Raw genomic sequence first — 12,103 nt, 5'->3', positions numbered from 1 at the left:
ATCAGCTCCGCGGCCGGCGCCGGGTCTGCATACTCCTCGGACTGGAGCCGGTAATCGCCGGTCGTGACCCGAACCGAAGGCTTCACGTCGAGCAGGTCCGCGCACGCGGCCAGCATGCGCTGCACATTGTCCGCCTGTTCGCTGGCCAGTGCCCGCAGCGGCTCGATCAACAGCGCCCGCTTCCCCTGCCGCAGCGCCTCCAGCAGCACCAGCATGCCGACCAGGCTCTTGCCGGAGTTGGTGGGGGCCGCGACGATGACGTTCCGCCGACTGGTCAGCAACCCACACTCCAGCGCCAGGGCCTGGACCGGTCGCGGTGTGGCCGCCGGAACCAGGCGTCGCAGCAGTTCGACCCAATCATCGGGCACCTGCTGCTCCCAGCTCCGAGGCAGGATTGGGGAGGGCAACACCCAAGCTTCACCTCACTCCGTCAGGGATATCGCAGGGCAACGCCCTGTCCGCCGTTCGGCGTTGCGCAATCCCAGCGCAGATCGCAAATCGCGCAGTCCTGCTCGCTGATCTCCCCGGGGGATGCGGCTGGCCAATGGTCCTGGGCACGGGAAGTCTCGATCTCCTTCACCGTATCGGCGAACGCCTGCATCGCCTCTCCGATCTCGTTGGAGCTCATGCCGTTGTGGATAGCCAGCTCCAGCGTCGCATTGGCCGGCCGGGTGTGGGGCGCTCGGTCACCATCCAGCTCTCCGAGGAAGTACAGCACGACCCGCTTGGGCAGTACACCGAACTTGAGCTCGTAAAGGTGCGCATAGACGCGCATCTGGAACAGGTAGGTTTGCAGGTCTGCACGCAGCAACCCGACCCGCGACATGCCCTTGTAGTCCCAGATCTCGCATTCGCTGGGGTCCGCGTTGTTCGGGTTCTCCACCAGTAGGTCGACGACACCATGGAGGATGTGCGACTGCCGGTCCGCCTGCAGCCGCAATTCCGTATCGCGCACCCGCGCATAGAGTTCCGGCCCTTCGAGGGCGTTGAAGTATTGGATAATGCGCAGTGCCTTGAGGCGCAGGTCCGGCGTGATCGCGCGAATGCCCTGGCTCCTCAGCCCCTGCTCGACCTCCAGAAAGTACCGCACCAGGTCTGTCGGCGGCGCCGGTTGCGGCTGGCCGTTGTCGATGGCGTTGCGGATGTCGGCGAAGTGCTGCTGCAGCTCGGCATCCGACAACACCCGCCCCTGGTCAGGCACCTGCCCTTTCGTAGAGGAGTTCACCAAGCCCTGAAAGTGCCCGTGGCAGCGGTCCAGCACCTGATGCAGCACCGTGCCGAAGTAGAGCTGCGTCTGGTGTGCCGGGGCATAGTTGTGGACGTTGAATGCTCCATACTGACGCGCGCAACGGCGATAGCTCACCACGTCCTGCGTCACGCTGTAGCGCCGCTTGATGCTGGCGCTGGCGGTCAGCGGCACGCTTAAACCTTGGAATGGATTGGTCATGACGCACCCCTTCAAATGGTCCGCACGGTGCGCCGGAAGCCGGTGTAATCCCGCCCCGGTGCGGCAACATGGCTCTTGACCTGCGCCTGCGTGCCTGCGAGCACCAGCGCATACTCGGCGCGCGAGTAGGCGACGTACAGCAGCCGGATGTCATCTTCGAGCGCGAGCAGGTCAGGCGTGCGCGCTGCGCGGGGATACAGATCCTGCCGGAACGGCGCAAGCTCGACCTCCAGCGCCTGAGATGCCCCAATCCGCCCGCTGCTTCCTAGATGTCCGACAATGACAAAGGGGAACTCAAGCCCCTTCGCCTGATGGATGGTCATCATCGGCAGGTATCCTGGGGGGACAATCACCTCATCATCCTCGTCGTCGTCTACCCCGCTTGCGATCAGGTAGCCGAAGAACATCCAGTAGAGCTGACCGAGAAAATTCTGCGCCACTTGTGAGCCGTCCGGCTCCGCCCGCAGCGTATCCAGGTTGAAGCTGTGATAGCTCTCGAACAGGCGAGTCACCTTGGATAGCCGCAGGTTGCGGTTTGGGTCCTGCCGCCAGGTCCGAAACGGCTCCAGGGCCAGCACCCGGTACAGAATCTCGGTGAGCGTCACACCCAAGAAGCGGCCCGCATGCCGCTGGTACTCCTGCGCTAAGGCTGCCAGGCTGCGGTGGATGTAGTCATCCAGCGCAGTGGTATCGTGTGCGTTGCCCGTGAGCACCTGATCCAGTGCGTCGCACCAGCCTGCAATGCTCGCCTGCCAGAACGGCGGCTGTCCATTCGGCGTCGCGGCACTCATGTAGCTCTGCGCCGGGTCCAGCAGACGGATCAGAACACCGAGCAGGCACTGCACCTCCTCGCTGTCCAGGAACGATCGCGACCTGGGGTTGTAAACCGGGATGCCGCGATCCGCCAACGCCTGGATATAAGGCCCCGCGTTACGCGGGGTATCCTGCACGCTGCGCAGCAGGATCACACACTGGCTCCAGTCGGAGATGACCCCGGCGCCCATCAGATCCTGCTGAATGAAGTCGGCAACGGCATGGCCGAGGTCGCCCGCCCGCCGCGGGCTGATCCAGACCACTCCCGGATGCGCGGCGGGGCGGCCTGCCTGGGGAACCATGTCCTGCTTGTTCGGTGCGCGCACACCGGGCTGATTCATCTCCGTGAACGAGCGGATGTAGCCGTTGAAGAACTGCACCACCTCATCGTGCGACCGATAATTGTCAGTCAGCGGAACCTGCTGCGGAGCAACGCCCCAGGTCACCTGGCACGCTTGGTCGAAGTTGACCATACAGGCCACGGTGCCGCCCCGGAAGCGATAAAGGGCCTGGTCGTCGTCGCCGACCACGGTCAGGTTGTGCGGCGCTTGTTGGGCCAAGGCCAGATAGATACGCTCCTGTATCGGGTTGGTGTCCTGATACTCGTCCACCAGAACATGAGTCAGCGGCGGGTTCTTGTCCGGCGACCCGTTCAGAAACCCCTGCCCCATGGGAACCTGAAGGAACTCCCAGAACCGTTGCTGCAGGTGGGCGTAGTCGCAGCGATAGCGATCGCGGAGAGTCGCTTCGTAGTCCACGTAAAGGTCCGCAAGCGTCGCCCAATGCCCGCCTGCCGCGCGCATCCGCGCCAGGTCCACCAGATCCTCGGCAATATGGTTGAACAGAATGACGGCCGCCTTCGCGCGCGCCCACTTGTTCGGGGGATAACCCCCGTTCGGGCTCCAGCGGGTCACCGCATAGTCGAACTTGGTCCAGAAAGCCAGGTCGGTGTGGTCGACGATGGCCGTGTGTTTGTAGACGAACAGGTGCTGCTCTAGGTCCTCCAGCAGCCGCACGTTCTGATAGCCCGGGAAACGGAACTCCTGCAGGATGTCGTTGCACAGGGCGTGCAGCGTGCCGACGCGCATGTCGGAGATGTCAAGCGAGCCACGCGCCGGCTGCGCCCTCTGCAATGCCAGCAGGTAGGCCGCAAGCCGGTCCTCCAGGTTGCGCGCCGCCTTCTTCGTGAAGGTCGTCAGCAGAATCGACCTGGGCTCGACGCGGTCCACGCAGATCAGCTTCAGCGCCCTGGTCGCCAGCACCTCGCTCTTGCCGGAGCCAGGGCCTGCGATAATCCACAGCGGCCCCGTGCCGAAATCGACCGCCTGGCGCTGCTGCCCGTTCAGCGGATAGCCGCGCGCCTGATCCAGCGCTTGGTGAAAGTCAGTCAGGTTGATCATTGTTGTCTAATTGCTCTGCAAGGTGCTCGGCGAGCCGGTCCAGCTCGCCAATCTCGAAGATGCCGCTGAAGCCCGCCTCAAGCAGATTGATTTTGCTCGCCACTGGCCAGTCGCCATCGACGACGAGGTAGTGCTCGCCGGGGCTGGGCTCAGGCTTGAAGGTGCCGTCTTCGGCGCAGCGCAGATGCACCGATCGAATCCGGCCCGCTAGCTCGCGGGTCTTGTCTGCGATGTGCTTCTTGCCGAAAACCGACTGTGTCTGAATCACTGCGCTAGTTGCCGGATCGCATCCCGCCGTTGCCGTCGTCAAAGCCGCACGGCTCCATCGTCGCTGGGTGCTGAGCTGGTTGAAGCAACCGCGGAGCGTCGGGCCGTCTTCCAGCTCCGGTAGCGCCATGCGGAACAAGAACGAGATAGGCTCCAGGTCTGGCGATGAGATGATGCGCAGTGCCTTCTTGTAGCGATAGTTCGTTACGGCTGTGGCGGCATCCAGGGTCGCGTTGCCCTGCATGGCTTCCCATAGGCATTCGGCGAAGAGCGGGTTGACTGCTGCATACAATTCTTGCTCCGACAACTCCGCGGCGCCGGAGAAGAACTGGCCCAGCGGAACACCGGCAACCAAATGGCCTACGATCTTTCCATAGTCGCCCATATAGGCATATGATCTCAGGGAATGGCCGACTTCAGTTCGGAAACGCCTTGGCAGGCAAGTCGTGATGTGCTGCATGCTGCCCAAGTTGAAGAACGTGAGCAGCACGTCAATCGGCCAGTTGTGAGCGTCTGGCACAACGGATTGATGGGGAGGCGTCGCCTCAGGCATCTTCATATCCGCACTCAGCTTTTCGCAGAACGTCGCTTCGTCGTCGATGCCCAAATACTCCCGCTGTACGTAGTCGATCTTGTCCTTGATGCGAGAAGGATCGTACAGATCATTCAGTACCCATTCGATCCCATAAGCGCTCGCGTAGCTCGCGAAAAGCTCCTCCATTGAATTTCTGAAGCGAGTCAAATCTTCTGCGGGCAACAGGGAGAGACCCTCGATAAAGCCCGAGAGGTCATGATTCCACCCTAGATGACCGATCCCGGCCGCAGACGTCAGCATCGGGATGGGCGAGCGCTTATCCATCTGCACGGGGAGCTCGGCCAGCAGCTTCGCAAGAGCCTCACACTCCACGTCGGCGGCATTTCGGTGGGCCATGCCAAGCAGCTCCGGAAGCCTCGCGCGCAGAAACCGCGGCGGGCTGGTCAGGATCGACCATAGGACTTCGGAGGCGTCGATCGCCCCTTGCCAATGGCGAGAGATCATTTCACGCACGATGTAGGCGTGTTGTAAGCCCTTTCGGTAACGACTCGCTGTTGCATGCAGACCCGCGGCTTTCTGTCTGCCCCGAAAGCAGACATCCTGCAGGTGTTTGACTGCCGATTCCGGATATCTTGGGTTTGGCTTGCCGGTGAGCGATTGGCGCAGTAGGTCGACAGCATGATCGACTGCGTCGGCTAGGGTCGAATCGGTCGAATAGAGGGTGTCCCAAAGGTCATTGTAGATCGCTCGGCGTTGCCTCGGTGTGCCGGAAATTTTCGCCGGCAATTTCGACGCGTAGATCTCCAGTGCCGGATAATCCACCGGAAAGAGAATGCTCGAATCGAAGGACACGCTCAGCATTGCACCATTACCCGGACTCCATCCGTTCAGCGCAATCAGTTCTTCGGAGTCGACGACGCGCCGTGGCTGCTGACCAGGATCAAGCGCGACAAAGACGATGTTGACCGAAAGAAACTGAGCCCCGAATGCCACTTTGTATTGAAAGTGATCTTCACTTGTGCGCCAGAACTTATATTGTGACGAGCGCGGATTGGACCAGTGTGTCACATGAAGACACGCAACAGGCACCTCGCGGTCTACGACTATGAAGTCCGGGTCGTACCACGGACCGAATAGAATGCCCTGTTCGTTTGAACGGGCTTTACAAACCTGTTGATGCGTGCAGATTCCGGGGACGGAATGACAACGGGCTTCGCAGTGGTGCTCGTAAAGATATAGCGGCGTCTGCCCTTCGGTCCATTCGTCTCTATAGCCCAGCTGCCGCAGGCAGAACTCGGTGAACGCCTCGTAGACTCGTCCGGTGACGTCGGCCATGGCAGCGGCCCCTAGCTGCCGAGGTCGTCGAAATTCGGCACCTGGATCGGCAGCGGCACGTCCATATACGACGCGCTCACCAACACCTGCCCCTTGCCCATCACCTGCAACTCCCGCTCGAAGCCCATCAGGTCCGCCGAGGCGTTGCGGATGGCATCGCGGCGCTCGTTCTCATTGCCCAGCGCCATGTTGAGCTCGGTGTTGAGCTGCGTCAGCACCCCCTGGTCGATCTCGCTGACCTGCTGGCTGACGACGCTGAGCCCGATGCCGAACTTGCGCCCCTGGCGGCTGATGTCCCGGAACACGCTGCCGAAGCGCAGCCGCTGCGGGTTCAGCACGCTCGGCGCCTCCTCGACCACCACGTTGACGAACGGAAGCTGGTCCGGCGTGCGCAGGTCTTCGCCGGCCAAGTATGGCAGGCGCCCTTCGCCGAGCCGGTCCATCAGCGCGTCGGCCAGGGACTGCATGCCGACCTGGCCGTTGTTGTCGTCGTTGCCGAGGGCCTGACGGATCTCGCGCTCCAGGTCCGCCGCGGACTGCGCGGCGCGCAGTGCCTTGCGCAGGCTGAACAGCACCCGCGCAACGACGGTCGTGAACAGGAACTGCTCCAGTTCCGACATCAGCGTCGTATCGATCAGCAGCACCCGCCCGGTCTCCAGCGCGCAGATGATGTCCGGCAGCAGGGAGTCGTACGGGCGGCCCGCGGCAGGATCGAACGGCGTGAAGACCCGTGTATGCCCGACCCGCAGAAAACCGATGCGCCGCTGCACCGCGGCGATGGTGGCCTCCAGGAACTGCGGACCCGCGTCCGGGTCGTCGGCATCCGTGTCACCGACGAACAGCCGCCCGACCCACTGCTCGCCGTGGTCGGCGTAGTACTGGGTGGCGAAGGACACCTGCTGCTCGGAGAAGTCCATCACGCTGATCAGGTCCGCCGGCATTAGATCGGCGCGGGAGAGCAACGCACGACGCTCCAGACCGGGCGCCGGGATCTCCTTCGCGGTCAGGTAGTAGAAGGGCTCCACCAGCGCGGCCCGCTGTTGCGCCGAATAGCCGCCGACGATGGCGCCGACGCCGCCCGCACCGCCCACCGCGGCATGCCAGTTGCGGAACTCATCGTGCGGGTCGATGGCCAGGATCGATACCCGCGCGTCGCTCCGCTCGCCCTCGCTCACCTGCCGGTTGTGATCCAGGATGGAGCGCAGCAACACCATCATCAGGTTGCTCTTGCCGGACCCGGTACGCCCGAAGACGCCGATGTGGCGCGACAGCGCAAACGGGGGCAGGCAGACCGGCACCCCGCGCAGCGGCTGCTCGCCCGCCAGCAGGTCGCCGAGATAGAGCCCCTCGCCGAGTTGGGAGCCGAGCAGCGTCCGCATGATGCCCGGCACCTTCAGGTTGCCGGGGTTCACCAGGTAGACATCGGTCAGGTGCTGGGGCAGGCGCCGGGGCCGGTGGAAGCTCCAGGTGTCCGTGGCGGCCTCGTGCTGCGCATAGCCGAGCACCAGACCCTTCAGCTCGATCAGCTGCTCCTCGCGCAGGTCCTCCGCGAGATAGGAGTCCGGCATGGTCAGCTTGTTGCGCGCGACGTCGTTGACCTCGATGGTGCGGTTCAGGACGTTCGCATACTGCGTCGTACGGAAGATGTAGAAGCGGTGCGGCCCCCGTTTGCAGGGCAGCAGGAACAGGTCGCCCACCGCGACATCGCTGTTGTGGGCGATGACGGTGAGCTGGTAGGTGTTGCTCTCGGCGAGCACGCCGAAGCGGGTGCCGAGGTCGGTGAGGAGGGCGTCGAGGTCTGCCATGGCTGGTGCGTCGAGGGTTGTTATTGCTGTTGTCGGTGTTCGCGATTGCGCGTGTGTGGCGTCGATACTAGTCGGACATTACCTGTACGCCGAATCGTAGATCGAGCCAACGCAGAAGGCCCAACCATCAACGCGGCGCGCCCTCGTGTGCATCGGTATCGCCGTCGGTATCGGTATCGCCATCGGTATCAACACCACCATCCAACCAACCGCCCCGGTATTCCCCAACATCCTCCCGAACCACGTAACCCCTCTGCCCGAGCTTCGTCAGCATGGCCACAATACGATCAAGAAGCACCTTCTGCCGCTTGTTGTCATCGGCCGACAACGCTTCGCACACCTGCAGCACGTCCTGAATTGCAGCGCACTCCAGCGCCGAGCCTCGTGCGATCTCAAAATACCGGCGTCGATCACCGGTCGTCGCCTTGCCGTTACCCTCGGCGATGTTCAGCGCAATCGCTTGCGATGCGCGCAGGAGTTGATCCTTTGCGTTGCGATGGCCGTTCAGCTTCTGGCAATACCGGTAGGCCCAACCGATATATTCGATGGCGGAGCGGTAGACGTCGAGCTTTTCGTGGCCGAAGGGCATAGCGAGTTGTTTCTCTCGATTCCGATTCCGATAGCGACCCCGACCCCGACCGTTGGACCGACGAAGGAGGTCCGATCATCAACGCATCGCGGCTCGATGTGCTGCATCGTCGGTCAGGCGACCCGGTCGATGCCGTGCAGCCGGCCTTGCTCGCGCAGGCGCTGCTGGATGCCACCACCGCTCAGCTCAAACCCGTTGGGCCAGCAGAGCGCACCAAGCTCCAGGAAGAAGCGCCTGAAGAAGGCTTCGTCCGCCAAGGGCTTGACCATCTCGGTGCCGCGCGCGATGAGCGGCGCGAGATCGTAGTCGCCACCTGTAGAGTCGGAGAAGGCGAGACGGATGACCTTGTCCTGCACGAAGTCGGCTCGCACGATCTTAATCATTGTCTGCTCCCGGAATGCGTTGCAGCGGCTGCAGTGCCATGGCCCGCTGCCAGTTCTCTTGCAGCTCAGCTTGGTGGTCCAGACACCAGTCCCTGACCAGCTTGGCCGCCTTTTTGGGCAGTCGACCTTCGATCACCTGGCCAGTCGCGATCGCGACCAGGGCCTCGGCACCCTGATACTCCACATGGACATGCGCCGGCAGGTGATCGTCGAAATACATCCGGATATAGATCCCAAAGAAGTAGGAGATCACCGGCATCGCGTCTACCCGTGCCCCGTCGCCTGCGAAACGTTGCGGAACAACTGCGGCTTCATGCCGGCCGCGACCGCCTCGCTGATGATGAGCCTGCGCAGCGCCACCCGCTCCGCCTGGGTCAGCGACGCCCGGTCGTGGCCTGCCTTGATGGGATACGGGTACCCGTAGGCGCGCTGGTCATGGCTGGCATAGTCGAGGTCCTGGAAGATGCGCCGTTCGTTGTCGCGGGTGTCGTCGTCGGTCGCACCGCGCACGCGCTTCTCCCAGTATCCCAAGTCCATGTCCAGGCGCATCACGGGCGTGTTCCTATGGAATCGGACCAGGTAGCTGACGGCCCCCACCGGCGGCAGGTGTCGGTTCTCCACCAGCGACAGGGTCCACCCGTCCCGCGCCTGGATCGGGATGCGCACGAACCAGTGCTCCACCTTGTCCTTCTCGTCTTTTCCGAGCCTGCACGCGGCCAGCCGCTCCAGGTGCTCCATGGCCGGCAGCCCGTGGGACTTGGATAGCGCGAAGAAGCCGACGCCGCGCGCCACCGCCTCGACGCAGCACAGGCGCTTCAGGTGCTCGAAGAACAGGCTGTTGCTGGCCCGGTTGACGAAGGGGAGTGAGAGGGTGCTGTCGATCAGCACATAGTCGGGAGTCGGCTCACCCGTGATCAGTCGCAGCGCGGCACCCAGCTCCGCGCTCGCGCGAAGCTGAATCGCGACATTGCCCGCGTCGGTGCCATGGGGCCGGATGAGGCCGTCGGCGAGCTCGGCAACCGAGCACGACCGGCCGCTGGCCCGTTTCTTGAGCGTCCGATAATCCGAGCGGCCGATGACGTCCGCGATGGGCAGCCCCGCCAGTTGCTCGAAGCTCGCATCCAGCGAAGGATTCGCCTGGGTCGCGTCCTCGGTGAGCCAGGTGAACTCCACCAGCGGCTCCAGCTCGGGCGCGACCTCCCTGAGCCCGGCGTGCGGATCGGCCCGGTAGCGGGTGCCCTGGGACAGGGTCACGTAGATCAGCGAGTCGCTGTAGGTCAGCGATGGAAAGTCGCCGGTGCCATCGACGCCGCCGACGATCAGCGTCTCGTGCGTTCTGGTGTGGCCGAAGGGGGTGATGGCGTCCTGGAGGCGCTTCTCCTCGTCCGCGTCGATGCGGGGTGTCGCCTCGTGGGCGGCCATCGCGCTGGCCAGCCCCTTCAGCTTGCCGCGGACCAGGGAGCGGACCAGCAAGTCGTTCCTCATGTGCCGGTGGCCTCCATGGCCTCGAACAGGTCGAGCTGGGCGCCTGGCTCCGGGCGCGCGGCGGCGAGTTGGATCGCCTCACCGGCCAGCGCGCGCTGCAGCAGCCGGTAGAAGACATAGGTGTTGTGGAAACCGCGGCGCCGGTTGCGGTTGTTGCCGCGGAAGATGATCACGTCGATGCCGTCGCGGCGGCAGATGTCGCAGGAGCAGTGTTTCCAGGGCCTAGCCTCCAAAGTACGCCGGAGGCGTTCCCGACTGTCCTCAGGACGGTCTGGCGTAATCAGGTGGTCGTACTCCATCAACGTGTCGAGCGTGGTCTCCAAGCTGAACTTACCCGCGTCGAATGCGTGCATCGAGATAATGCAAGCCTTCTCAAGTTTTTGCACATCTTGGAGTCGTGCCCTTCCTTCGGACACCATGCGTTTCGCACGGAAGCTCTTGGCAGCTTCAGGAATTCGAATCGCAGTATAGAAACCATCGTCCGTGAGATAGTTCTGGCCGCCACTGCCCATCCACGCCCGTCGAAGATAGGAAGCGCTATCGACGGACCGCACACCCAACCTCGCAAAGTCATGCAGCGCGCCGAGCCGGGCCAGCCCGAACAGGTGCATGTGCACATGCCCGGGCACGACCTGATTGACCGCATCCAGCACCCGCAGGATCTCCTTGGTCGGCGAGCGCACCAGCCCGCCGAGCGCGATGTACTGATAGCCCATGGCCACGTACTGCCGGGCCGCATCGGCATAGCTCTGCGGGTCCCAGCCCTGTACGGCGCCGATCGGTGTCCACGGCAGGCCGCGCGCCTGGTGCTCGCGCAGGAAGGTCTCGGCGTTGTGGATCGTGAGCTGGTAGCGGTGCTGCTTCTGGGCCTCGGTGGACGTGACGATGAGGTGGTCGATGGAGACCCCGTAGTCGAAGTCGAGCCGGGTGTAGTAGTCCAGGATCTCGTCGGTGCTGTAGGGCGGCTCGTCCTCGGCGATATAGCCGAAGGCGCCGCAGTCACCCATCACCGGAAAGTCCCGCGGCACCCGCAGGAAGCGGTGCACGCCGAGCTGGTTGATGCGCTCTTTCTTCTTCTTGCTCTTCTCCGCGACCACCTTGGAGACCAGGAGCCCGTCGTAGTTGGGCTCCGGATACATCTGGTGGGCGTAGATTTCGTTGGACCAGTCGCCGGCGCCGCCGGAGTGGGTGTCGGTGCCGAAGTCGTAGTCCGGGTCCACGAGATCGTCCCACTCGGGGATGAAGTAGCGCAGCCGGGCGCGGTGCGGCTTGTTGTGCCACGACTCGGGCAACGTGATGACCTGATCCACCTTCGGATTCGGCCTGGCCTTGCCGCGGACCGCCTTGGCCGGCGCACCATCCGCAAGCAGGTCCAGCGGGCTGCGGGCGGGATCGAACAGCCGCTCCGCCAGCGCGGGACCGTCCGCGAGCCGCCTGAGGATGCGCGCCGCCAGCTCGCCCTTCAGGCCGATCAGCGCGCAGGAGAAGCGCTTGGCCTCCGCGTTGGACAACGCAAGCAGCCGCAACCGCGGCAGCCTCGGCAGTGTCTTCGCGATGTTGGCGCCGCAGATCAGCAGCGTCGGTCCGCCCAGCCGGACATCGTCGCCGAGTCGGCATGCCTGCAGGTACTCGTTGCCGAGCAGCACCAGCCCAAGATCGTAAGGCTCGGCCAAGAGCCCGCGGACAGCGGCGGGCACGCCCAGCTGGTCCGCCCACGCGCACAGCGCCCGCTTGCCCATGCCGGAGAAGGTGGCCTCGTAGGGCGCCAGCCTGCGATCGCCGGGGACCAGCCCATAGCCCGCGGAGAGGATGTGCAGGTCCAGCCGGATGTCGGGGGCACGCTCGCGCAGCTGGCGCACCCCGGCCATGAGCCGCTGGTGCTGGAGACCGGTATAGATGTCCTCGGCCGGTGTGAGCGGGCCGAGGGCCTGCTCGCGGCGGGTGAGGTGTTCCGCGCCTTGCTGGAAGTCTTCCAGCGTGAGCTGGTTGGGGCTGGACACCGCCTTGTCGCCGGTGCAGGAGGTGAGTACGAGGACGCGCATGA

General features: G+C 64.0%; 10 protein-coding genes. All 10 read right to left on the bottom strand.

Going from position 1 to position 12,103, the window contains the following annotated elements; all coding sequences use genetic code 11:
* Positions 1-368 (bottom strand): DEAD/DEAH box helicase (locus QZ588_RS13060; RefSeq protein ID WP_295543382.1); only part of this gene is annotated, 368 nt, incomplete at its 3' end.
* A 62-nt stretch (positions 369-430) separates the two neighbouring features.
* Positions 431-1,447, bottom strand: coding sequence for a PD-(D/E)XK nuclease family protein (locus tag QZ588_RS13055; protein WP_295543381.1), 1,017 nt, complete (start codon positions 1,445-1,447; stop codon positions 431-433).
* A gap of 11 nt (positions 1,448-1,458) precedes the next feature.
* Positions 1,459-3,660, bottom strand: a complete 2,202-nt coding sequence (locus QZ588_RS13050) for an ATP-dependent helicase (RefSeq protein WP_295543380.1) — start codon at positions 3,658-3,660, stop codon at positions 1,459-1,461.
* A complete protein-coding gene (locus QZ588_RS13045; protein ID WP_295543379.1) occupies positions 3,644-5,797 on the bottom strand; it encodes a hypothetical protein in 2,154 nt (717 codons plus the stop codon). Before QZ588_RS13045 ends, QZ588_RS13050 begins: the two co-directional genes overlap by 17 nt.
* Before the next feature lie 11 nt (positions 5,798-5,808).
* Positions 5,809-7,602 (bottom strand): ATP-binding protein, encoded by a 1,794-nt coding sequence (locus QZ588_RS13040; RefSeq protein WP_295543378.1) that lies wholly within the window; start codon positions 7,600-7,602, stop codon positions 5,809-5,811.
* Positions 7,603-7,729: 127 nt separating this feature from the next.
* A complete protein-coding gene (locus QZ588_RS13035) occupies positions 7,730-8,191 on the bottom strand; it encodes a four helix bundle protein (protein WP_295543377.1) in 462 nt (153 codons plus the stop codon).
* 113 nt (positions 8,192-8,304) lie between these two features.
* On the bottom strand, positions 8,305-8,574 hold the full coding sequence (locus QZ588_RS13030) for a DUF2442 domain-containing protein (RefSeq protein WP_295543376.1): 270 nt from the start codon (positions 8,572-8,574) through the stop codon (positions 8,305-8,307).
* Positions 8,567-8,833 carry a DUF4160 domain-containing protein gene (locus QZ588_RS13025; RefSeq protein WP_295543375.1) on the bottom strand — a complete coding sequence of 89 codons (267 nt, stop codon included), beginning with the start codon at positions 8,831-8,833 and terminating at the stop codon, positions 8,567-8,569. The genes QZ588_RS13030 and QZ588_RS13025 overlap by 8 nt, the downstream gene beginning before the upstream one ends.
* Before the next feature lie 5 nt (positions 8,834-8,838).
* Complete coding sequence (locus QZ588_RS13020; RefSeq protein WP_295543374.1) at positions 8,839-10,059, bottom strand: hypothetical protein; 1,221 nt, start codon at positions 10,057-10,059, stop codon at positions 8,839-8,841.
* Positions 10,056-12,101, bottom strand: a complete 2,046-nt coding sequence (gene dpdA / locus QZ588_RS13015; RefSeq protein ID WP_295543373.1) for a tRNA-guanine transglycosylase DpdA — start codon at positions 12,099-12,101, stop codon at positions 10,056-10,058. The genes QZ588_RS13020 and dpdA overlap by 4 nt, the downstream gene beginning before the upstream one ends.
* Between the last annotated feature and the right edge of the window lie 2 nt (positions 12,102-12,103).

This window comes from uncultured Thiohalocapsa sp., assembly GCF_913062725.1.
Classification (GTDB): Bacteria; Pseudomonadota; Gammaproteobacteria; order Chromatiales; family Chromatiaceae; genus Thiohalocapsa.
Note: the sequence above shows the minus strand (reverse complement) of the source record. Positions and strands in the feature narration are given on the sequence as shown.

Excerpts from the sequence above, each read along its gene's own strand:
- QZ588_RS13055 (WP_295543381.1), bottom strand. The coding sequence starts at position 1,447 with ATGACCAATCCATTCCAAGGTTTAAGCGTGCCGCTGACCGCCAGCGCC.
- QZ588_RS13050 (WP_295543380.1), bottom strand. The coding sequence starts at position 3,660 with ATGATCAACCTGACTGACTTTCACCAAGCGCTGGATCAGGCGCGCGGC.
- QZ588_RS13045 (WP_295543379.1), bottom strand. The coding sequence starts at position 5,797 with ATGGCCGACGTCACCGGACGAGTCTACGAGGCGTTCACCGAGTTCTGC.
- QZ588_RS13040 (WP_295543378.1), bottom strand. The coding sequence starts at position 7,602 with ATGGCAGACCTCGACGCCCTCCTCACCGACCTCGGCACCCGCTTCGGC.
- QZ588_RS13035 (WP_295543377.1), bottom strand. The coding sequence starts at position 8,191 with ATGCCCTTCGGCCACGAAAAGCTCGACGTCTACCGCTCCGCCATCGAA.
- QZ588_RS13030 (WP_295543376.1), bottom strand. The coding sequence starts at position 8,574 with ATGATTAAGATCGTGCGAGCCGACTTCGTGCAGGACAAGGTCATCCGT.
- QZ588_RS13025 (WP_295543375.1), bottom strand. The coding sequence starts at position 8,833 with ATGCCGGTGATCTCCTACTTCTTTGGGATCTATATCCGGATGTATTTC.
- QZ588_RS13020 (WP_295543374.1), bottom strand. The coding sequence starts at position 10,059 with ATGAGGAACGACTTGCTGGTCCGCTCCCTGGTCCGCGGCAAGCTGAAG.
- dpdA (WP_295543373.1), bottom strand. The coding sequence starts at position 12,101 with ATGCGCGTCCTCGTACTCACCTCCTGCACCGGCGACAAGGCGGTGTCC.